24 protein-coding genes and 1 pseudogene are annotated in these 20,863 nt (G+C 60.7%); 10 read left to right on the forward strand and 15 right to left on the reverse strand.

The window, feature by feature from the left end; translation table 11 throughout:
* Positions 1 to 3 precede the first annotated feature (3 nt).
* Positions 4 to 267 (forward strand): annotated as a pseudogene (locus BM160_RS22090) (transposase); the annotation flags it as partial.
* Between the two features lie 8 nt (positions 268 to 275).
* Here the strand turns inward: BM160_RS22090 and BM160_RS02505 are convergent.
* Both BM160_RS02505 and BM160_RS02510 read right to left on the reverse strand, forming a co-directional pair.
* The gene (locus tag BM160_RS02505; protein WP_091999909.1) at positions 276 to 668 is read right to left on the reverse strand and encodes a thioredoxin family protein; all 393 of its coding nucleotides are present in this window, start codon (positions 666 to 668) and stop codon (positions 276 to 278) included.
* A 3-nt stretch (positions 669 to 671) separates the two neighbouring features.
* Positions 672 to 1,895 carry a YihY family inner membrane protein gene (locus BM160_RS02510; RefSeq protein WP_255368580.1) on the reverse strand — a complete coding sequence of 408 codons (1,224 nt, stop codon included), beginning with the start codon at positions 1,893 to 1,895 and terminating at the stop codon, positions 672 to 674.
* Positions 1,896 to 1,928: 33 nt separating this feature from the next.
* Here BM160_RS02510 and BM160_RS02515 point away from each other — a divergent pair, with 33 nt between their 5' ends.
* From BM160_RS02515 to BM160_RS02540, 6 genes are all read left to right on the forward strand, one after another.
* Positions 1,929 to 2,321, forward strand: a complete 393-nt coding sequence (locus tag BM160_RS02515) for a DUF2069 domain-containing protein (protein ID WP_092000440.1) — start codon at positions 1,929 to 1,931, stop codon at positions 2,319 to 2,321.
* Entirely contained in the window at positions 2,318 to 3,790 is a 1,473-nt protein-coding gene (locus tag BM160_RS02520) for an FAD-binding oxidoreductase (protein WP_091999914.1), read from the forward strand. Before BM160_RS02515 ends, BM160_RS02520 begins: the two co-directional genes overlap by 4 nt.
* Positions 3,791 to 3,869: 79 nt before the next feature.
* Complete coding sequence (locus BM160_RS02525) at positions 3,870 to 4,700, forward strand: thymidylate synthase (RefSeq protein ID WP_091999917.1); 831 nt, start codon at positions 3,870 to 3,872, stop codon at positions 4,698 to 4,700.
* 4 nt (positions 4,701 to 4,704) lie between these two features.
* Entirely contained in the window at positions 4,705 to 5,196 is a 492-nt protein-coding gene (locus BM160_RS02530; protein ID WP_091999920.1) for a dihydrofolate reductase, read from the forward strand.
* 292 nt (positions 5,197 to 5,488) lie between these two features.
* Positions 5,489 to 5,845: a PRC-barrel domain-containing protein gene (locus BM160_RS02535; RefSeq protein WP_091999923.1), complete on the forward strand. Its 357-nt coding sequence runs from the start codon at positions 5,489 to 5,491 to the stop codon at positions 5,843 to 5,845.
* A gap of 184 nt (positions 5,846 to 6,029) precedes the next feature.
* Positions 6,030 to 6,209: a hypothetical protein gene (locus BM160_RS02540; RefSeq protein ID WP_091999926.1), complete on the forward strand. Its 180-nt coding sequence runs from the start codon at positions 6,030 to 6,032 to the stop codon at positions 6,207 to 6,209.
* Between the two features lie 146 nt (positions 6,210 to 6,355).
* On the opposite strand, the gene BM160_RS02545 is transcribed toward BM160_RS02540, so the two are convergent.
* Positions 6,356 to 6,556: a hypothetical protein gene (locus BM160_RS02545; RefSeq protein WP_091999930.1), complete on the reverse strand. Its 201-nt coding sequence runs from the start codon at positions 6,554 to 6,556 to the stop codon at positions 6,356 to 6,358.
* 417 nt (positions 6,557 to 6,973) lie between these two features.
* Between BM160_RS02545 and BM160_RS02550 the strand changes: the two genes are divergently transcribed.
* Positions 6,974 to 8,251: a tyrosine-type recombinase/integrase gene (locus tag BM160_RS02550; RefSeq protein ID WP_091999933.1), complete on the forward strand. Its 1,278-nt coding sequence runs from the start codon at positions 6,974 to 6,976 to the stop codon at positions 8,249 to 8,251.
* 16 nt (positions 8,252 to 8,267) lie between these two features.
* On the opposite strand, the gene BM160_RS02555 is transcribed toward BM160_RS02550, so the two are convergent.
* The 10 genes from BM160_RS02555 to BM160_RS02600 all read right to left on the reverse strand — a co-directional run bounded on the left by BM160_RS02555 (position 8,268) and on the right by BM160_RS02600 (position 19,056).
* Entirely contained in the window at positions 8,268 to 8,744 is a 477-nt protein-coding gene (locus BM160_RS02555) for a hypothetical protein (protein WP_091999936.1), read from the reverse strand.
* Positions 8,741 to 9,166, reverse strand: coding sequence for a glycoside hydrolase family protein (locus BM160_RS02560; protein WP_091999939.1), 426 nt, complete (start codon positions 9,164 to 9,166; stop codon positions 8,741 to 8,743). The genes BM160_RS02555 and BM160_RS02560 overlap by 4 nt, the downstream gene beginning before the upstream one ends.
* Complete coding sequence (locus BM160_RS02565; protein WP_091999943.1) at positions 9,163 to 9,573, reverse strand: phage holin family protein; 411 nt, start codon at positions 9,571 to 9,573, stop codon at positions 9,163 to 9,165. Before BM160_RS02565 ends, BM160_RS02560 begins: the two co-directional genes overlap by 4 nt.
* A gap of 10 nt (positions 9,574 to 9,583) precedes the next feature.
* On the reverse strand, positions 9,584 to 10,036 hold the full coding sequence (locus BM160_RS02570; RefSeq protein WP_091999946.1) for a hypothetical protein: 453 nt from the start codon (positions 10,034 to 10,036) through the stop codon (positions 9,584 to 9,586).
* On the reverse strand, positions 10,033 to 10,422 hold the full coding sequence (locus tag BM160_RS02575) for a hypothetical protein (RefSeq protein ID WP_091999949.1): 390 nt from the start codon (positions 10,420 to 10,422) through the stop codon (positions 10,033 to 10,035). The genes BM160_RS02570 and BM160_RS02575 overlap by 4 nt, the downstream gene beginning before the upstream one ends.
* Positions 10,423 to 10,424: 2 nt before the next feature.
* Positions 10,425 to 11,657, reverse strand: a complete 1,233-nt coding sequence (locus tag BM160_RS02580; RefSeq protein ID WP_091999952.1) for a hypothetical protein — start codon at positions 11,655 to 11,657, stop codon at positions 10,425 to 10,427.
* Positions 11,654 to 12,583, reverse strand: a complete 930-nt coding sequence (locus BM160_RS02585) for a hypothetical protein (RefSeq protein ID WP_091999956.1) — start codon at positions 12,581 to 12,583, stop codon at positions 11,654 to 11,656. Before BM160_RS02585 ends, BM160_RS02580 begins: the two co-directional genes overlap by 4 nt.
* Entirely contained in the window at positions 12,580 to 17,559 is a 4,980-nt protein-coding gene (locus tag BM160_RS02590) for a tape measure protein (protein ID WP_091999959.1), read from the reverse strand. The genes BM160_RS02585 and BM160_RS02590 overlap by 4 nt, the downstream gene beginning before the upstream one ends.
* A gap of 88 nt (positions 17,560 to 17,647) precedes the next feature.
* Entirely contained in the window at positions 17,648 to 18,010 is a 363-nt protein-coding gene (locus BM160_RS02595) for a hypothetical protein (RefSeq protein WP_091999963.1), read from the reverse strand.
* A 68-nt stretch (positions 18,011 to 18,078) separates the two neighbouring features.
* Complete coding sequence (locus BM160_RS02600; protein WP_091999967.1) at positions 18,079 to 19,056, reverse strand: BRO-N domain-containing protein; 978 nt, start codon at positions 19,054 to 19,056, stop codon at positions 18,079 to 18,081.
* 347 nt (positions 19,057 to 19,403) lie between these two features.
* On the opposite strand from BM160_RS02600, the gene BM160_RS02610 reads away from it, so the two are divergent.
* The gene (locus tag BM160_RS02610) at positions 19,404 to 19,643 is read left to right on the forward strand and encodes an Arc family DNA-binding protein (RefSeq protein WP_091999972.1); all 240 of its coding nucleotides are present in this window, start codon (positions 19,404 to 19,406) and stop codon (positions 19,641 to 19,643) included.
* Between the two features lie 16 nt (positions 19,644 to 19,659).
* Complete coding sequence (locus BM160_RS02615; RefSeq protein WP_091999977.1) at positions 19,660 to 20,049, forward strand: hypothetical protein; 390 nt, start codon at positions 19,660 to 19,662, stop codon at positions 20,047 to 20,049.
* Positions 20,050 to 20,053: 4 nt separating this feature from the next.
* Here BM160_RS02615 and BM160_RS02620 read toward each other — a convergent pair whose 3' ends face one another.
* Together BM160_RS02620 and BM160_RS02625 are read right to left on the reverse strand one after the other, a co-directional pair.
* Positions 20,054 to 20,431: a DUF1799 domain-containing protein gene (locus BM160_RS02620; RefSeq protein WP_369821740.1), complete on the reverse strand. Its 378-nt coding sequence runs from the start codon at positions 20,429 to 20,431 to the stop codon at positions 20,054 to 20,056.
* Positions 20,371 to 20,796 carry a phage tail assembly chaperone gene (locus BM160_RS02625; protein ID WP_091999984.1) on the reverse strand — a complete coding sequence of 142 codons (426 nt, stop codon included), beginning with the start codon at positions 20,794 to 20,796 and terminating at the stop codon, positions 20,371 to 20,373. Before BM160_RS02625 ends, BM160_RS02620 begins: the two co-directional genes overlap by 61 nt.
* Positions 20,797 to 20,863: the final 67 nt, after the last annotated feature.

A 20,863-nucleotide genomic window follows, 5' to 3' on the forward strand; every position in this document is an offset into this window, starting at 1 on the left:
CCAAGCCTGCTGTGTGACAGCGGCTACGTGGGCCAGCCCTTTGCCCAAGGCGTAAAAGACATCCTGGGCGAGCACGTGACGGTGCAGATCGCCAAGCGCAGTGAACTGCACACCTTCAAGGTCATGCCCAAGCGCTAGGTGGTGGAACGCAGCTTTGCGTGGCTGGAGAAGAACAGGCGGCTGTGGAAGAGCTGTGAGAGGCATCTGAACACCAGCTTGCAGTTCATCCATCTGGCGTTTTTGGCCCTCTTGCTCAAAAGGTCTTGAACAGGTTCTTAGCCACCCACCCAGTGCTCGGGCGCCGCCTGCAGGGCTTGCAGCAGCACTTGTGTGGCCGGCGCATGCGGCGTGGGCGGCAGGCTGGAGCGCTCCAGCGAGTCCAGCAGGCGCGTCAGGGTTTGCGGCTGCGGCGTCAGCGGGCCAAAAAAGCGCGTGCCCTGCACATCGGCAATCAAGAGCGTGGGGAAGGTCTCCACATCGATGTCACCGACCAGCTCGGCCTGGTCTTCGATGTCCAGCCAGGCAAAGCGGCTGGCGGGGTAGCTGGCGGCGATTTGCTCAAACACCAGCTGGTAGTCACGGCACAGGCCGCACCAGTCGGCGCACAGGCAGATCACCCAGTGCGCGGCGATTGGTTTGAGGGTTTCGGATGAAGCTGAATGACTCATTTTTTATAGCGCGTCGCGCAGGCGTAGTGCGGGCCAGCGGGCTTTTTCCCATAAATTTTTAACCGATTCGGCCTTGTCCAGCAGCAACTGCTGCATCAAGGGCTCCAGCGCGGTGGTGTCGGGATCGGCCAGCAGCAGGTAGCGGGACTCCAGCGACTCTTCGCTGGCGTTGAGCTGGCCCACCCAGTCCAGCGCCACCAGCGTCTCCAGCACCGGCTCGAGCTGCAGCACATCGACCTGCAGCCGCTCGGCCAGTTGCGAGGCGCTCATGCCCTTGCGCGGGCTGCGCAGGGCCTGATCGAGTTGCTGCAGCACCTCCAGCGCCAGCTGGAAGGACCAGCCGTGGCTGCTGCCGCGCCTGAGCACGCCGGCCAACAAGCTGGGCAGGTAGGCCGCAATCACCGCGCCCATCAGCACGATGACCCAGGACACGTAAATCCACACCAGCAAGATAGGCAAGGTGGCAAACGCGCCATAAACCAGCGAATAGGTCGGCACGGCGCTGAGGTAAAGACTGAGGATTTTCTTGGCGATTTCTATGCCGGCAGCCACAAACAGGCCACCGGTCCAGGCGTGCGCCCAGCGCACATAGGTATTGGGCACATAGCGGTAAAGCGCAGCCATGCCGCCGGCCACCAGAAAAAACTGCCCGATATCGAGCAAAAAGCGCAAGCTGAAGGGCAAGGTCCCCACCAGGCCGCTAGAGGCCGACAGCACATAGGAAGTCACCGCCACGCTGGCTCCCAGCACCAGCGGGCCCAGCGTGATGGCGGCCCAGTAAATCAGCACGCGCTGCGCCAGCGGGCGCGGCTTTCTGACGCGCCAGATGCTGTTGAGCGTGCGGTCTATGGTCAGTATCAGGGTGACGGCAGTGAGCAGCAGCACCGCCAGGCCGGCGCCGCCCAGCTTGCTGGCCTGGCGGCTGAACTGGGTCAGATAGCCCAGCACCTGGCGGGCGATGTTGTCGGGAATCAGGCTTTGCACCAGCCAGGCCTGCAGCGCGCCCTGCAGCTTGGAGAACATGGGAAAGGCGGTAAACACCGCCAGGACCACGGTAAAAAAGGGCACCAGGGCAATCGAGGTGGTAAAGGTCAGGCTGCTGGCGGTCAGGCCCATGCGGTCTTCACGAAAACGGTCGCGCAGGGTCAGCGCGGTGTAACGCCAGGGAAAATGGGAGAGCTCGCTGAGCAAGGTCTGCAAAGCCTGCAGGTACTGCTGAAATTTCATCCCCGGTATCATGCCACTGACAAAAAAATGACCATGAACAAAGCAAACCAAATTGATATGACGCGCTGGCTGGCGCTTGGCAGCCTGGGCGGCCTGATAGTGCTGGGCCTGGCCTGGGAAATGTGGCTGGCGCCGATACGCCCTGGCGGCTCGCTGCTGGCCCTGAAAGTGCTGCCGCTGTGCATTCCGCTGGCCGGCATCATGAAAAACCGCATGTACACCTATCGCTGGGTCAGCCTGATGGTCTGGCTGTATTTCACCGAAGGTGCCACCCGGGCCTGGAGCGACCGCGCGCCGGGCAACTACCTGGCCATGATTGAAGTCCTTTTGTGCCTGCTGCTCTTCACCGCCTGCGCCCTGCATGTGCGGGTGCGGCTTAAAAATGCGCCCCGCCCTGTGGCGGCGGCAAGCGAAAGCACCCCATGAGCGCCAACGACGCCTTTCTTGACACCCTGAGACAAATCGCCGGCCCAGCGCAAGTGCTGTGTGGCGGCGACCTGAGCGCCTATGAGCTGGACTGGCGCAAACGCGCGCAGGGCAAGGCGCTGGCCGTGGTCAGGCCGGGCAGCACGGCAGAGGTGGCGGCCATCGTCAAGGCCTGCGCCGCTGCCGGCGTCAGCATAGTCACCCAGGGCGGCAACACCGGGCTGGTGGGCGGCTCAACCCCCGACGCCTCGGGCCGGCAGCTGGTGCTGAGCTTGCAGCGCATGAACGCCGTGCGCGAGCTGGATGCGGCCAATCTCACCGTCACCGTCGAGGCCGGCTGCATCTTGCAAAGCCTGCAGCAAGCCGCCGAAAAAGCCGGCTTTCTGTTTCCGCTCAGCCTAGCCGCCGAAGGCAGTTGCACCCTAGGCGGCAACCTGGCCACCAATGCCGGCGGCACCCAGGTGCTGCGCTACGGCAATGCCCGCGACCTGTGTCTGGGACTGGAAGTGGTCAGCGCCGAAGGCGAGGTCTGGCATGGACTGTCCGGCCTGCGCAAGGACAACACCGGCTACGACCTGCGCGACCTGTTTGTCGGCAGCGAAGGCACGCTGGGCATCATCACCGCCGCCACCCTCAAGCTCTACCCCCAGCCCGCCGCCCAACTGACGGCCTGGGCCGCCGTACCGTCTATGCAAGCGGCCGTCGACCTGCTCGGGCTGGCACACCGGCACCTGGGCGCCGGCCTGACCGGCTTTGAGGTCATGGGCCAATTTGCCCTGAGCCTGGTGGCCAAGAACTTCAAGCAGCTGCGCGTGCCCTTCCTCACGCAAGCGCCAGCCCCCTCGGGGGGCAGCGCACCACACGCAGTGGGGAGCGTGGGGGCCGCTTATTGCGTGCTGCTGGAAAACTCCGATACCGAGTCCGAAAGCCATGCCAGAGAGCAGTTTGAACGTCTGCTGGAAACCGCGCTGGAACAAGGCTGCGTGACGGACGCCGTGGTGGCCGAAAACATCGCCCAGGCGCACCAGCTCTGGCACATACGCGAAAGCATTCCGCTGGCGCAGGCCGAGGAAGGCCTGAACATCAAGCACGACATCTCGATTGCCGTGTCGCGCATTCCCGAGTTTGTTGAAAAAACCGATGCCATCCTGAAGCAAGCCCTGCCCGGCGTGCGCCTGGTCAATTTCGGCCATCTGGGCGACGGCAACCTGCACTACAACGTGCAGGCGCCGGCCGACGGCGATGCGGCGGCCTTTTTGCGCGAGCATGAAGAAGCGGTCAATGCGCTGGTCTATGACTCGGTGGCGCGTTTTGGCGGCTCGATTTCTGCCGAGCATGGCGTTGGCAGCCTCAAGCTGGAAAAGCTGGAGCAGCATAAATCGCCGGTCGCCCTGGGCATGATGCGGGCCATCAAGCTGGCGCTGGACCCCAAAAACACCCTCAATCCGGGCCGGGTGCTGCGGGCATAATTGCAAGCTTGGCCGCCTTGCCGGCCGGTTTGCCACGCATCCTCCGACCTTCCCCCGACTTAATTCCCACCGGTTTCCCATGACTCGCCCCATACGCTCCCAATACGAAGACCTCATGCGCCTGGTGGACAGCCAGGGCGCTTTCAAGGCCGACCGCACCGGCACCGGCACCAAAAGCGTGTTCGGCCACCAGATGCGTTTTGACCTGAACGAAGGTTTTCCGCTGGTGACGACCAAAAAGGTCCACCTCAAATCCATCGTGCAGGAATTGCTGTGGTTTCTGACCGGCAGCAGCGACAACAACTGGCTGAAAGAGCGCGGCGTCACGATCTGGGATGAATGGGCGCGCGAAGACGGCGACCTGGGCCCGGTCTACGGCGTGCAGTGGCGCAGCTGGCCGACGCCGGACGGCGGCCATATCGACCAGATCAGTGAAGTCATCAAGACGCTGAAGACCAACCCCGACTCGCGCCGCATCATCGTCAGCGCCTGGAACGTGGCCGATCTGAGCAAGATGGCGCTGATGCCTTGCCACGCCTTTTTCCAGTTTTACGTGGCCCCGCCGACCGAGGCTGGCGGCAAGGGCAAACTGAGCTGCCAGCTGTATCAGCGCAGCGCCGACATCTTCCTCGGTGTGCCCTTCAATATCGCCAGCTACGCCCTGCTCACCCACATGGTGGCGCAGCAGTGCGATCTGGACGTGGGTGACTTCATCTGGACCGGCGGCGACTGCCATATCTACAGCAACCACCAGGTGCAGGTCACCTTGCAACTGAGCCGTGCACCCTACCCTTATCCGACCCTGAACATCAAGCGCAAACCGGACTCCATCTTCGACTACCAGTTTGAAGACTTCGAGTTCCTGGACTACCAGCACCACCCGGCCATCAAGGCGCCGGTGGCGGTTTGAACCCATGAGCCGCATCAACCTCATCTTCGCCCGCGCCGCCAATGGCGTGATCGGCAAGGACGGCACCATGCCCTGGCACTTGCCGGAAGACATGGCGCATTTCAAGCAACTGACGAGTGGCTGCCCGGTCATCATGGGGCGCAAGACCTGGGATTCGCTGCCGCCCAAATTCCGCCCGCTGCCGGGCCGCGCCAACATCGTGATCACCCGGCAAAACGACTGGTCGGACCAAGGTGCGCAGCGTGCTGCCAGCCTGGAAGAAGCCTTGCAACTGGCAGCGACATCGGCGACCGACATCTGGGTCATAGGCGGTGCGCAGATTTATGCGCAGGCCGAGCCGCTGGCCAGCCGCGCCGAGGTCACCGAGATCGCACAGGATTTCGAAGGCGATGCCCATGCGCCCACACTGGGTTCGGCCTGGCGCGAAACCGCACGCAGCTCGCATGTATCCGGCAAGGGTCTACCCTACAGTTTTGTCACGCTGGAACGTTCTTGAGATGTGCGGCTCGATGCCAAGCATCGAGTAGCGCGGCCCGGCACTGCCGCAACACGCACACTCCCCTCGCGCTGTAGCGAGGCCAGCATCGCCTTAACCCGCCAAGCCCCGACGCTGACAGAGCGCTCACGCATCCTCCTACAGTCCGCGCAGCCTTACGACTACCCTGGCAAAAGGGATGCGCAGTTAACCTTGACTTCGAAGCACATAGCTTCTGTTTCACCCCCATGACTAGCGTGCTTGCCGGCTTTGCCTGGCATGCACCGGTCCCCTTCACCAACAGGAGAACCCCATGGATACAGAAAATACAGCATCAAGCATCATCTCTTCTGACAAGGTCAACGGCACAAACGTCTACAACCCTACGGGCGAAAAGCTGGGTTCGGTCGATTGCCTCATGATCGACAAGCTCTCCGGCAAGGTTAGATACGCCGTCATGGAGTTTGGCGGTTTTCTGGGCATGGGAACTGAGCGCTACCCACTCCCTTGGGAGACGCTGAAATACGACACGAGCAAGGGAGGGTATGTGGTTTCATTGGTCAAAGACCAACTTGAGAACGCTCCACGTTATGAGCGGGACACCGCCCCGGAATACACCGACGAATACGGAAGGCGTGTGCATGACTACTACGGCGTGCCTTATCTTTAAGTGCGCTGCTAGTCGTCGCGCCTAAGTCCAAGCCACCTTCGGGTGGCTTTTCCGCGCCCCACTCATCCAAATCCACCCTCATCAGCATGGTTCGAGCGCAAAATGCGTCCTGCGGGGCCGGCCAGTACAGGGTATTGCTGGCCTCACGCCCGGCGCCTTGATCAACCCCATTGGAGGCAGACCAATGAAGCAGATACGAATTTGCATCGACCCGGATGTCATTTACGAGCAAAGCGTGGCCCGTCCTTGCACCGACTGGATTGACGACAGTGCCGATGCACGGACTGCCTTTGAAGTCCTGATCAAAGCCGGAAACGAACGCTACGGCGAAAACACGCACTGGCTAGAGGAACGCGATATGTAGTTCACGGCATGTGAGGTTTTGCAAAATCGGTAAATCAGAACGGCTCTTAGCCCAGTCGCATCTGAATGCTGACTGCAATCGCTCAAGGCCACGGGTCCAAATCTATCATCTAGACCAAGAAAAAAGCCCGCGCATTGCGGGCTCTTTTACGCCTGATCTGGACCGCATCTCTGCAACTTCCAGATGCACGCCCCCACGTACAGCAGCGCCTCGGAATCCGCCTGGTCCATCTCCAGGCGCGTGCGCTCCAGGTACTCAGCCAGGAACGCCATGGCATCGCCAGGTGCTAGTGCCTGCTCCTCTTGCGCCAATTCAGCCATAAGCGCCTGTAGCTGGGACTGATTCATGCGCTCAGTGTGCGCCGGTCTGTGGTGCGACGCAATCCCCCTAAACCGCCCTTGAGGCGGTTTTTATTGCCTGGACGATGGGTACGCCAGCAATACTGGATAGGATGCGGTATAGCCTCATGCGAGCCGAAAATCAGGCGCGTACTTGATGGGCAGCCATATGGGTAGATAGTCGATATATCCGACAATAAAAAAGCTACTTCTTGATTCAAAAAGGTTATTTATATTTATGAAAATCGCCACCTGCACTGTCTATCGGTGTTTCATGGATATTCAAGGCGTCTCATCTTTTGCATTAACTTGTTGAAGTTAAAGGAAAAAATGCTTCATACTGTCTCACCCAAGCTCACCCAATCGCGTATTTATTGGGTAGCTAGGTGGGTAGCCAGCCCGCCTAGCTACCCACGCTAGCTACCCATGGCGAAAAAGACCAACCTTCTCAACGACTTGCAACTGCGCCGCCTCGTATCGTCAGGGGGCGCCATAGCCAAATCTGATGGCGACGGGCTGACCTTCACATTGTCGAGTGCCGGCACCGCGTCATGGGTGCTGCGCTTCCGGCTCCCAGGCGGGCGCCGCAAAGAAGTCACGCTCGGGAACTACCCCGACGTTTCGCTGTCGGCGGCCCGCGAACAGGCGCGCGCGCTACGGGTCCAGATTGACCAAGGAGATGACCCCGCCGCGCTCAAGCGCGAGAGCAAGACGCGCGACATGCAAAGCTGGACAGTGGCAGAGCTGGTGGCGGACTATCGAGAAAAGGCGCTCACCCTCTCCAGCTACGCCAAGGACACCATCTATTACCGACAGGCCGACATTGAACAGGTTGTGCTGCCCAAGCTGGGCACATGGCAGGTCAACCGCGTCACGTCGATCGATGTGGTGCACACCCTCAAGGAAAGCGGTCGCACCTGGGTGATGACCAAGCGCCTGCTGACGACAATCACGAAGTTGCTCGACCATGCTTGCGGGTTGACCGTCATCGGAGCCAACCCGTGCATCGGCATCAAGCTCAGCGCCCTGATGGGCAAACGCCCTACGCCCAAGGTGCGCAAAATGCTGGCCACGGATGATCTGCGCGTGCTACTCAAGGACATCGACTTCATCGGCCGGGAAAACGCATTGGCGCTCCTGGTGCTGCTGGCCACCTGCGTGCGTGGGATCGAGCTGGTGAAAGCCAAGAAGGTGGATTTCGACTTGGAGCGCGGAACATGGTGGGTGCCTGACGCCAGCGTAAAAACCCGGGCCGGCTTCCTGGTGCCGCTCGCCCCTGCAGTGATCGAATGGGTGCAGGAGATGATGGCCTTGGCCGGCGAGTCGGCGTATCTGCTGCCCGCGCGCCGCGCAGACCGCATTGCCAAATACGGCGACACCCATGTCGGCCGAACCACGCTGTGGGCGGCAATACGCCGGGCATTTGATCGTGGCGACTACGCCATTCAAGTATTCACGCCCCATGACACCCGCAGCACAGCCAAGGGGCACCTGCGGAACATGGGGGTGTCACGCGAGATCTCTGAGATTGCCCTGAATCACAAGCTGAAAGGCATGGAGGGCATCTACGATGTGCGCGAAGAAATCCCGGAGCGTCGCCAAGCGCTGTCGATGTGGGCGGACTTCTTGCTGACGTGCGAGAAGGGATTACCCCCGCCCAGTGTCACGTCTGGCAAGGTTGTGCAGCTGCGGCGAGCCGCTTAGCCTGCACCGCGGGGACTCACCTCAAAGCTCCTTGGGCATTGATCCATTCCTGAAGCCCGACAAGCCGGGCGGCGGTTTCGTGGCAAGCCCCGTAATTGCTGGCGACGGTGCTGGCAACGTCCTGAGCGGGGACGGCGGCAGCATCAGGGATGCCGGCGGGGTCGGGAATGACGCCATCGGCAGCGGCATCGTGGAGCACCCGGAAGCCAGCAGGCATAGGGCAATCATCAGCTTTGACATAGACAGGCACCTTTTCAATGATGGTTTTGGTGACGGTGCGGATCTGCACCTGGGCAGCCTCCTGCTTGGCGGCAATCGGTGCGGCCACGTCAGCGCGCCGCGTGTCGACAGTTCGCGCCTGGGCCGCGTACTTCCCTTGGGCCCGCTGATAGCCGACGTCCTGCTGGTGGTCGGCCCAGGCGCTGTAGCCCAGCAGCAGTGCGCCGGCCAGCGCCAAGTACAGCAGCCAGCGGCCCGGATTGAGCCAGCTCATTGCCAGATCCCCGTTTTCATCTGTCTCGACAGCCGCTCCGCACGCTCGGGCGTCTGCTTGGCCCACAGCGACTGCAGCATGCCTGCCGCCGCCCCGGCGAAGTCACCGCTACGCACCATGGCCAGGGTGTTCTTGAAGCCCAGCAGGCCATCAACCCCCATCTGAAAAGCCATATTGAGCAGCACCCCGAAGCGGGCCGGGTCAAGGTTGGCCATCCAGGGCGCGCGGCGCAACACTTCGGCCTGGCGCTTGTCGATGTCGTTTGACAGTAGATAGGCCGACTCCTCGGGTGTGATGCCGCCGCCCTTTCGGGCATCAAGCAAGCGGCCCACCCCGACCGTCCAATATCCGAGGTGGTCCTGATAAACAGACAGCTTCTCGCCCTCGTCGCGGCGCAGTTGTTTGGTGAGTTCGGCTTTCATGGCGCGTCCTTTGGCTGATCAATGCCGAGTTTTTTCTCAATCACGCGCTGGCCGACCGACTCCAGCCAGCTCAGGCCCTTGGCCCCGGCGTGGCCGCTCATCCCGACAATGCTGGCCGTAAGCAGTGGGTGAAAGTTCAGGTATTCACAGGACCAGAAGGCCAGCATCCCGGCAAACGCGCTGACGCACAGCTCGCCTATCAACGCGGAAATGCTCCAGGCCAGCACCTCGCCGCGGCGCACCTTCATCCACCAGGAGGCCAGGCCGCCCAGTAATGCGGTGGCCAGCACGATGCCATACTCCTGCAGTGAGTAGCTGAGCGGGGTCTTGATAATGTTTTGCGCCTGCACCGCCAGCGGCATGAGCAGGTGCAGGCAGAGGAAAAAAGTAAGAATGAGTTTTGTCATGAGCGCCTATCTAAATTGCTTGATGTTGTTGGCCACAGGCCCGCGACAGCGCCGCATAAAGCGAACAAGGATCAAACCGCCAGCTGTCCTGCATGCCCAGCATGGCCGCCACGGCCTCGCTGCAGACCCAGCGCTGCTTGTCGTGGCCCAGCACGCGTGCCACAAAGCCCAGCAGGCCCAGGTAGTCGTAGCCCTGGCCGTCGTGCTCAGAAATCCAGGCCCAGGCGCTATTGCACAACGCATCGGCATCGCCGCCGACTTCGATCACATCCCAATTTTCTGGGTCAAGTTTCATGTGCTTGATGCGCACGCCGCCGTCCATCATCGAGCTGCTGGCGCAGATCGACAGGCCTGCAGCGTCAGTGCCCAGAATCAGTTCGCAGTGGCTGTAGGGGCCGCGTAACCACCATGCCGTAAGGCGGTTGAACGGGCGCTTACGGCCTTTGTAGAACGCGGCCTTCACAGTGCCTCCGCCGTCACGAACAGCGCATCGAGCGCCGCAGCATCGAGCCCGAGCGCGGTGGCCAGCGCGATCAGCAAAGGCCGGTGGCGCTCAAACATCTGCGAGTCGTCCCACTCGATCTGCGCAAGGCCGCGCTGGACCGGGTCCGGGATGGCATCAATCGCAGGCTGGACATCGGCCAGCAGGCCAGCCAGCAACAGTGCTTGTCGGGCTTGCCGGCGTGTCACGGCTGCAGGGATAACGGGTGGAGGCGGCGGCGCAGGCGTGAACACATCACCATCCCACAACCAGCCGCAGATCACGCCGTCTGGCGCTTCTATAAAACCTGTCTCAAAATACGGCTGGACCTGAACAACAACGTCTGCATCAATAAGTGCGTATTTCATTTTTATGCAACCTTCCAGAATTGGACTTCGCTATACACCTCGTTCTTACCCGCAAGGTTGGAGGGAATACCCAACTCTAGGTTGTTGGCGCCAGAGAACGGCCCGTAGTGACGCAGGATTAGTGCGCCTTGAGCAGCAAGTGTGAAGCGGCCCCTCACTTCAGCGAATGAATTTGTCGAACCATTAGAAATTTGAGCTGACCGCCCCACAAGGACGTCAGCCGCTGCCGTGTTGTTGTACAAAACAAGTTTGTGCGGTGTACTGGCGCCAGCAATTGCAGTCGGTGCTGCGGCAAGCACGTCATAAGTGCCGGCTGGCAGCGTCACGATGTTGGTCGAGACGGAAGCACTGGGAATGGTGTTGGTCACCACTGTGTTTAGAGGTCGGGTTGTAGGCGACCCAGCGCCTAGCCCGCCGCCTGCGCCAACTGATTTTTCGTCGCGCACATGCAGATATGGTGCAATTGCAGCCGGCAGTCCGTTCGCCTTGGTGTACAACACACAATAAACTACCGCTCCGTCGCTCTCATAGATAGCCCGGTCACCCGCCGCTGTCGCGATGTTTGCCCCACCTGGCAAGCTGTTATTGGTGGCATGGTGCGTGAGCGTCAAAACTCCATCAAACACCAGTGTGCGCGGGCCTCGTGTCAGCGTTACAGCCGTGATCGTCGTGGTGCCGGTGATGTGGACGCGGTTGCCCGTCGCCGCATCCAGATTGATGGTCGCCGCGCTGGCAATGGCTGCACCGGTTGCCAAGTTCTGCGCAGCGGTGAATGTGTTCGCGGCCAACGACGCCTTGCCCTGAAGCTCATTGCTCACTTTTTCGCTTGACCATGCATCGGTTTCACTGGTGGCGGCGTCATTGATCGCGCCCTCTGGCAATGTGGCGACTGCGGCCTCCGCTACCTGCGCGTAGTGCTTTGCGCTGTATTCACCGCCCGACACGGCGGCGCCTGTCTTCGTGGCCCAATCGCTCGCAAGGTCTGCTGCGGTGTCTGCATTTGTCTTGGCGGTGGCGGCAGCGTCAGCCTCGGTGGCGGCAGCGTCGGCGGCTTCTTTGGCGGCCGCGGCATTGGTGTGCGTAGCCTCTGCGATGGCGTGCAAGCTCTCGGCCATCAGCCCTTCGGTATCTGCCCAGGTCTTCGCCTTGGTGTTGTATTCCCCGGAACTGCGGTCGGCAGTCGTCGGAAAGGGCGCGGGCTCGACCAGCGCCGGGACGGGAACAATATCTGTCATTGCACAACTCCTTCTATTTTTAAATTCATCCGGGCAAGGCCGTAGTTTTCTGGGGTCACGTCGCCCGAGAGGTCGCCAAAGCCATTGAGGTAGTCATAGCGCGGCAAGTCGGACGCAATAAACGCCACGGGCCGCCCCTGCACCTGGTGCAGCAGCTCCATCGCGTGATTGGCTTGTTCGGCGTCGATCACGACCGAGCACGACACATTGGTGGCGCTGCCTCGGCGCTGGCGCACCGCTGTACCGTCGTCGTTGACCTTGCGGTAGCTGTAGCTCTTGACGGCGGCGTTGGCGCCGTATTCCACGCCGCCCAGGTCGGACGTGCCCAGCAGCGTGTCCCAGTGGCCAATCGAGATCAGCCCGACCGCCACCGGCCCGCCGCCCGTGGCGGTGATCGTGATGTGCACCTCGGCGTCCGGGTACAGCGGAAGATTTCGCATGTAGTGCTGCGTGCGCTGGCGCAGCGGCATGAATAACAGTTCATACAAGCCCAGCGCCTGCGCGTACAAGTCGGCGTCGTAGCCGTCAACTAGCGTGCCGCCGGGCTGGTCGTAAATGGCGATGTTGAGGTGATCGCCCTGCATGCCCCACAAGCCCAGGCCGGTGGAAAACCCGGGGCGCAGCACATACGTCATGCTCCCGGTGCCGCGCGCCTTGGTGTCCATCTGATCGTCAAACGGCGCCATGCGGTTGGTCGGCCCTTTGCGCAGCCACTTGGTGCTGTCGGTGCCGGGTGTCACCCCGGTGCTGGGCGACACCGCATCCCAAATGCTGCCCGTATGATTGACGAGCGTGCCCACGGTGTATGCCGTGCCCACCGCCCATGCCACCTCACCCGTATCGACGACAGGGATCGAAGTGCCCGCCGCGATCATGGCGTCAATGATGTTGATCGGCGTCAGGATGACCGCGTTTGCAGTGCTCATGCCATTACCTCTGCGGCCATGGCGTTTCCGCCCGCCGTAACGTTGTCGAATTGGTCAACCATCTGCGGCAGGCCTGCGGTGTTGTTTGCTGTTGCGCGGGCAGCGCCTTCAAGCTGCTCAACTTTTGCTGTGAGTTTTTCGATTAGTGCCTCCAGTCGCGCCGTGCCGCCGCCGCCCACGCCAGGATTCGCTGATGGGTTGTAGGGCTGGGGAATCACGGCCTCGCCTTTGTGCAGGTAATGCAGGCCGTCCTCTTCCACGAAATTCGTGCCCACGCGCAGCACTGGCAATCCGGCCTGACGGGCCCACTCTTCGGCGCTGCCGGGCGGCAAGCCCAAAAGCGCGTTGATGTCGCCGCTGTTCAGTCCACGAGCAGCAGCTTCAGCGTAGATCCCTGCTTCATTACCCGCTGCCAGCGCAGCCTGCCCTTGCTGCTGCAAAGCGGCCTCAAGCGCAGCCTGGCCGGTGTTGACTGCGCTGCCACCACCAAGTGCAATGTCGTGTCCGACCACCGCTTGCGTCGGGTCCACGCCCTGGATGCCCAGAGAATTGATGTACGCCAGATCAGCGGCAGACAGCCCGAAGGTGTTTTGAAGTCCAGACTGAGACATGCCGGCGCGTTTGACGATCTCGGCCACCGATGCGTAGTCGCCGGCCTGGTAGGCCGAAACAATCGCTTCCTTGCTGCCAAAAGTCCAGTTGTTCGCGCCGCTGATTTGGTCGGTGGCGTAGCCCTTGAGCAGGTCTGGTGTGATCTGCGCCATATAGTCGCCAGCCCCGCTGCCTGCACCGCCGCCTGCTGCACCAGCCGCCCCATTCTTCACACCCAGGATGGCGTCGGCCAGTTTCTGCAGCGCGTCGGCCACACTAAGAACACTGGTGTCGATGCCCTTGAGCGCGTTGACTTGTGCCTCTGCGGTGTCCAGAATGCCATCGAGGGCGCGCAGTTGCTTTTCGGCCTCGGTGAGCTGGTCGCCGCTGATGGCCTTCAAGTCGCTCAAGCGCCCGGCTAACACTAAGCGGTCTCGGTCGGCCTCGAACTGGCTTGCGTAGGCCGTATTTTCCATGCCGGCGCGCACCGCACCAATCGCATCGGCTAGTTGCTCGCCATCAGGCAGATAGCCCGTCGTTTGCGCCGCCGACAAGGCCTGCTCGATGAACGCGCGGCCCTGCGTTGTCTGCATCGCCTGGGTGCTATCGACTTCGGCGTACAGCGAGCGCACGTTGTCTTTCAGCGTGTCGAACACCGCCTGCGTGCTGCTGATCGTCTCTTGCACAATCGAGCGCTGCATGCCGACGGATCGCTGTAGCGCGGCATAAGCACCGTCAACGGCGTCCATGGCGTTCTTGCGCGATGCTTCGGCCGCCTTGCTGGCCGCATCCGCGAGCTGACGCGCCGCCTCAGCAGCATCGACGGCGGCGGGTGTGATGCCGGCAAACGCCGCGTTGACGTTAATCAAGGCCGCGTAAAGCGGGCTGTTACGGTCGGTCGATTCGGCTAGCGCACGGAATGCTTCGCGGCTTGCGCCGGCCACTTCAGCCTCTGTCAACCCAGCACCTGCCGCGTTGAGTGTGGCAGTGATGTTGCGCACGGTGTTGGCGCGTTTTTCCTCGACTGAGTAGTAGTTTTCGTAGTAGCTCGCCAGCTTGCCGCTCAGCGCTTCCAGCCCGCCAACCGCGGCAATCAGGCCTTGCGTGGCCGCAAAGCTCATGTCGGCCAAGTCTGCAAAAGGCATCAGCAGCAGTTGATCGTGAAAACTCTTGAGGGCTTGTGCGCCGTTGAGTGCTGCCGTGATCTGCTCTTGCGTCGCGGCGCCGGCCGTGATGCCGTCGAAAACACCTGCCAGATACTTGGGCAGCTCCGAGCCCTGCAGCGCGGCCAGCACGGCGCGAGAGGCTTCCAGGCTGTAGGCCTCTTTCGAATACACGGTGTTGTCGGCGGTGCTGTAGGTGCGCCCTCCCACGGCGCTCGAAAAGCCGAAGTGGGCGGTTTCGCCGTCGCTGTTGCCGCCGGCGCCGAAAGCCGTAGCGGCCAGCGTGATGCCCAGCGCCAAGGCCGTAGTGGCGTAGGCCTTCTGCAAGTTACCCGCTGCCAGGTCAGCACTAGACGAGTCGCCGAAGCGCCCGGTGCGCTCGATCTGGGCGCCGCTGGCGTCGTACTTGATACTGCTCTCGCCCGTGTTCTTGGAGGGCTTGCTGTCGCTGTCGAGCAGACCGCCCAGGGCGCTACCGATGGCGGCTCCAATGGGGCCGCCAAAGAAAGTACCTATGCCTGCGCCAATAGCAGATCCGTACTTGCCTTGGGACAGGCTGTAGAGCGCCCCGGCGTAGCCCAGCACATCCCCGGCGCCTGAAATGACAGACGAATATTCGGACAACGAATTGCCGATCTTCATCATGCTGTCGCCGATTCCTTCAAAGCCTTGGCTGTAGAGGCTGGCGCCAGCGCTGGCAAGACTACCAGGCGCGGTCGCGCCTATGTCTTTCAGCCAGCCCATATTGAAGCTAGATCCCATGTCGCCAGCCTGAGCGCCACCCTGCCCGGTTGCTGCGTTGGCTGTGCCCGATAGTCCTACACCGGTCATCACACCCTGAACCGCTAGTTTCAGAACCGTCGTCTTGAACAGGTTTTTGATACCGTCCCAGAAGGATTTAAAAAAGCCCTTGCCGGCTTCGAAACCCCGATACAGGGAATCGGTCAGGCCGCGCTCGATGTCGGCGTAGAGCTTTGCCCATTCGTCGCTGGCTGCCTGCTTGGTGATCTTGATGCCGGCCAGCATGCGCGCCTCGCGCATCTGCGCCAACTTAGCGATTTCCAGCTGGATGTTGTAGGCGTCCTTTTCCGCGTCGCCAAACACTTGCATGGAGGCGATCTTTTGTTCTTGCGCGGCGATGGTGTCTGCCATGCGCGCATCCGTCAGCTGAGCCAGCGCTGCGCCCGTCAAGCCGATGGCCTCGATCTCCTGCCGGGTCGCCTTATTCTTTTCGACCAGCACATCCAGATCCTTGATGCTGGAGTTGGTGGCGTCGTTGTAGAACTTGCGGCGCGCGGCGTCGATGGCCTCCTGCAACTCCAGCACAGCATAGCCCTGCGCCATTTCGCGGCTGTGCAGCTTTTCCCTGGCCTGTGCCAGAGCGCCTTCCAGGCCCGCCAGCTCCTTCTTGTTCTTGGTCTTTTTGGTGGCGATGTCGTATTCCGTCTGCGCTGCGGTCACGGCGGAGCCCAGCGCTTTCTTTTCGGCTTCCGCCACCTGGTTGATGTAGTCCAGTTCCGTCGCCAGCCCACGTTTGCGCTCGCTGGAAACCTTGTCCACGGTCTGCTTGGCGATCTGCTCTTGAACGGCTTGGAGGCGTTTCACGGCCTCGATCTGGGCGTTGATGCCGTCATTGATGGCAGCGTTGGACGACTTGACTGCCCCGGTTTTCTTGAGTAGTTCATCCTGTTGTTTTTTCAGGGCGTCGGTGTATTCCTTGCCCACCAGCACGCCGGCTTGGTTCAAGCGGATCAGCTCGGCCATTTCCTTGAGGTAGCCTTCTGGTACGCCGGACTGCTTGAGGCGGAAGGAATTGGCGGCTTCAAGGTCTTTGGCGCGCTGGGCGTTGTACTGCTCGCGCGCCCGGCCGCTGGCTATCACGCCTTCGTTCATATTGGACGGCGCGCCGCTCAACTGCTGGTCAAGCTCACGGAATCGTTGCTTTGCAAGCGCCAGCTCTGCGTTGATGCGCTCTAGTTCCGCTTGAGCGCTAGGCCCCAAAATGCCTCGCGCCAAGCCTTCGCGCAAGCGTCGGGCGTTGTCGTCAAGGCGCAGAACTTCGCTTGCTGCGTCGCGCAGCGGCCCTTGGCTTCCCAGCTTCTCCACGTCCCGCGACAAGAAGTCCAGGCCCTTGGAGATGGTGGTGATCGTGCCCGCTACGACAGACGTGACGCCCAACAACCGATCGAACGCGCCCACCAGCTTCAGCATGCTGTTGGCTGCGTTCGTGGAGGATTGCTCTACCGTCACGGCCATCTTGGCGAACTCAGTATTGACGCCGGATGCGGCCTTTTCCAGCGCGCCCAGCACCCGCTCTGCAGTCAGTTCCCCAGCCTTGCCCATTTCGCGGAGCTGCCCCACACCCACACCAAGCCCGTCAGCCATTGCCTGCGCAAGTCGTGGCGTCTGCTCAAGAATCGAGTTCAACTCCTCTCCCCGCAGGGCGCCGGATGCGAAGCCTTGGGAGAGCTGAGTGAGTGCGGCCTGAGCTGATGCGGCAGAGCCGCCACTGATCGTCACGGCCTGGCTGATGGTTTGAATGACGCCGAGCAATGAGTTCTGCGATACGCCCAGCTCTTTTGTAGAGCGCGCCACTTGCGCATATGTGCCGGCCAGATCCACGAAGCTGACGCGCGAGGCCTGGGAAATGCCGAACAGGCGCTGCTGCACGCTGGCCAGCTCTGCCGCAGACGCGGTGACGAGCCCAAGGCGTGAAGCCACGTTGGTACTGGCGTCGGCCATGGTCACGAACTCTCGCACGGACACACCGATGCCGATGGCAGCCACCGCGCGCGCGGCAACGCCTGCAGCAATGCTTAAGCTTGAAAACGAACTGCCGACCTGTGTGGATGCCTGAGCGGCTGCCAGTGACTTGGTTTTGACGGCATCCAGTTGGTCTAGAAGTGGCTTGAGCGAGTTGACGTCCACGCCTCGCTGGCGCGCCAGCGATTCGTAGAACTGGCGCGATCCCTTTTCGCCAGCCTCGAAAGACGCAACAGCCCGCTGCAGCTGCCCCTGAATGTTCTTTGCCGCGCGCTCGACGTCTTTGGCGGCCTTGTCGCCGCCCGCGCCGATAGAGCCAATGCCGTCGGCTGCGTCTTTCCCGGCCTTTTTCGCGGACTCGCCAAGGTCTTTCAGCGAGCGCTTGGCCACGCTTACGCCCGCCTCAACGCCAGAGGCATCCGCGCCGATCTTGATTTCTGTGTTTAGGTCGTTTGCCATTCGGGCCTTAATTGAAAAAGGCCCGCCGAATGGCGAGCCCAGAATGAAAAAACCCGCACTAGGCGGGTTTTGAATCAACTATTAATCACTACCATTTCAGGTGCCACCACTTGGCCACCTTGTCGAAGCTGCAGGTTGGCAGTCCAACCTTTTTCTTGAACTGCTCACCGAACTCGGTCTCAACGCTTGCGTAACCAGGGAGTGCGACGAACGGCCTAAATCCAACATAGCCGCCCATCCTGTTTTTAGCGTTGACTTCGCCGCACATGGCGCTGCCCCCGGGGGTCCAGTCGCTAAAAAGTCTTTCGCCCTGAAATTGCGCCGACTGGGGGTCGTTTAGCCCAGCAAGCACCTCGCTTCTTAGCCTGTGCATGATGAAGGCGCGGTATCCGAACACCGTTAGGAACAACACCCCAAATAAACACGCGGCGACAACCAGCCTCTTTTTCATGACCCCTCCTATGTAGAAGGGGGCATGTTACTAAATGAGGCAGCCGCCATAACGGCGGCGCATTGTTTCTATGTCGTTGGCAACTGGTCGCGATAAACGTGACGGTTAATAGGATCGTTTGGGTTCAGCTTGCCTGCAAACTGAACGTTCTTTCCTCGCTCTTCCAGGCCTATATTGATGATCTCCATCACGGGGGCAAGGCGCTCTTTCACTCGGCGCATGTCCTGCTTGATCTGTTCTACTTGCTCCATGGCCTGGCGCAAGGCCAATATACGCACTTTCACACCCGTCACTTCGTGACCGTCCTTTTCCAGCTGCTCGATCAGTTCCAGCTCCAAGGCCCGGTTCTTGGGGTCCAGCAGACGCCGGGGTGTCAACCAGGAGTTCCCAAAAGTCCGGTCATACACATCGGCCGTCTCCAGCGGGAAGTGGTATTTCTTGGGGGCTGGCTCCTCGTCAACCACCTCCCACTCTGCTGAATGACGGGTCACGATGCTGATTGCCGTACTGAATTCGGCGCGGGGGATTTCCCGATATGTCACCTTGAAATGGCTTTTCAGCTTCGCCCATCCCTGCATCATGAACTTGCCGCGCTGCGCCTTTGGCAGGTTCTCGGCCGAGGCTTGAAGCAGCGTGCGAAGCGTGTCCTGTTCGTTCTGAGTTAGTTCGTCGTCCGGGTTCACGGAAAACGGCTTACCGACATAAACGCCGGTTTTGCGGATGACCGGGAGAACTTCGCTTGTCACCCACTTGGCGAACTTGCGCGCTTCTGGCTTACGGCTGCGCAGCACCAGGGCGTACAGGCCGGATTCACTGATGACGGTCAATTTCTGCTCGCCGCCAAGGGTATAACCAGTCGTTAGACCCTTCTCGTCATCATCCAAGTGGTCGCCAATTGCCTTGCTTGTGTTCTTATAGTCGAGTGCGCCGCAAACATCGCTCGCCACGAACCATGGCTCTCCATCACGCACGACGACACGCACCTTGTGCTCGCCAAAATTAAACGTAGGTTGGCTGCTTACTTGAACTGCTTTAGAATCGCTCATGTTGAATCCTTGATATGCGTCTTGGGTTACTTCACTCGAAGCCCTGCCGGTTCCAGCCGTCAGGGCTTCACTCTTTTCAGGCCGTCTGTGCACTGCGGCCCTCTCGCTTCTCGTCGAGCAGGCGTAGTAGCCAAGCGTTCAAGCTGCTGCGGTCCCTTTCTGCTTGTTCCATCGCCCACTTCTTGAGGTCATCTGGCATTCGGAGACCAAACGGCTTGATATGGCCTGTCTTTGTCCGTGTCTGCATGTTCGTTCCTTTCGGCTTCAAAATGAAGCTGATACGGATTATGGCAGGCTTCAATTTGAAGTCAACTCTATTTTGAAGCCATCGCCTAAACTTGCGGACAATGGCTACGCAAGACGACTACATCCGAACCGCTTTACGAGTGCCTCCGGGCCTTCACGCACAAATTCACGAGGCGGCAAAGGTCAACAACAGAACGTTCAATGCCGAAATCGTCGCCCGTCTTGAAGGCAGCTTTACACACCCGAGAGACCGGATTCCAGGCTCCTCCGAAGAGATAAAGGCCTTCGCAGAGGGCGTGGCAAAGGTACTTGTCGAAAAGGGCTGGGGTCCAAAAAAATAGCCACTTGGAGACTTGCTTGATAGATATCGACTGGAACATGTGCATCGCCGGCACCTACAGCCAATACAACGCTCGTGCGAAAGCAACAGTTTTCAACCCCGCGCCAGATGGCATGGTTGAGGTCACGCTTTGGGGCGGCCGGCGTCTGCACGTTGGTTCCGATCCGGCCTTTTCCATGGAGTACCAGGGCGGGATGGGCTCTTACACCAGAGACATTGACATCCTCGACACTTGCTCAGACCGGCCTTGGTTGTTCGAGGCGTGGTGCCACTCCTTCGGAGAGCTGCACACCTACTCATTTCACAAAGTGGCGACACTCACTGAGCTTGCAACCGGACAATCCATAACTGGCGAAAAGCTACAACAACTACTTGGTGGCGCTTTACCCCCTCCTGCTCAGTCATAGCCATTCACGACTTCGGCGCAAACTCCTGCATGGTGTCAAGCGCAGCGGCCTCCATGGTCATCAGGTCGCCATGCAGGCCATTCCACTCATCAGCGTCGAGCCCCAGCCGATCCATGAGTGGGTACATGTCAGACCAACTCAAGCCGATTGGCACACCACCCATGGGCGGTATGCGCCAGCGCGTGCCCACTAAGCGAAAGAGGCTCAGAGCCCGCTCGTTGTCCGGCCACACCTCAAGAACCTCGGTTTCGTAGTCCTCCAGCTCAAAGCCTTCGGACTTTGCCTCCGATTCCGTGATGGGTGGCTCGTACAGCGCACGGACTAGGCCGCGGAGTTTCCCAAGCGGCCGTGAAAAATGGCGGCGTCGTAAGCGCTCAGGAATGAGCCCAGCGTCCCGCCGAAACTGTCTTCCAGCTCAATCAGGTTCTCGGGGTTGAATTCATCTGCCAGGTCCCAGCCACTGGCGCACTTGGAGATCAGTTCAGCACCCTTGCGCATGTCTTCGCCCACGACGGCCGAGAAGCTGAATTTGGCGGGCTGCTCGCCGTCTTTTTCCGACTCATTAATGGGCTTCATGTGGGCGTCGCGCAGGTCTGCCCATTCGGTTTTTCGCATCGCCTTGGCATTGAAGGTGACGGCGGTTTCGGTGCCGTCCAAGCGCTTGATGTTCACCGGCAGATCGAACGATGGAACGGTGCCCGCAAGGGTCTTGAGGCTGGTAACGGGAACGGATTTTTCTTTGGCCATGATGTGTATCTTTCGCAAGGGTAAAAAATTGCCCGTGCGCACCCCAGCCGTCCCTTGCGAAGGAGCG

The sequence above is a fragment of the Polaromonas sp. OV174 genome, assembly GCF_900112285.1.
GTDB lineage: Bacteria > Pseudomonadota > Gammaproteobacteria > Burkholderiales > Burkholderiaceae_C > Polaromonas.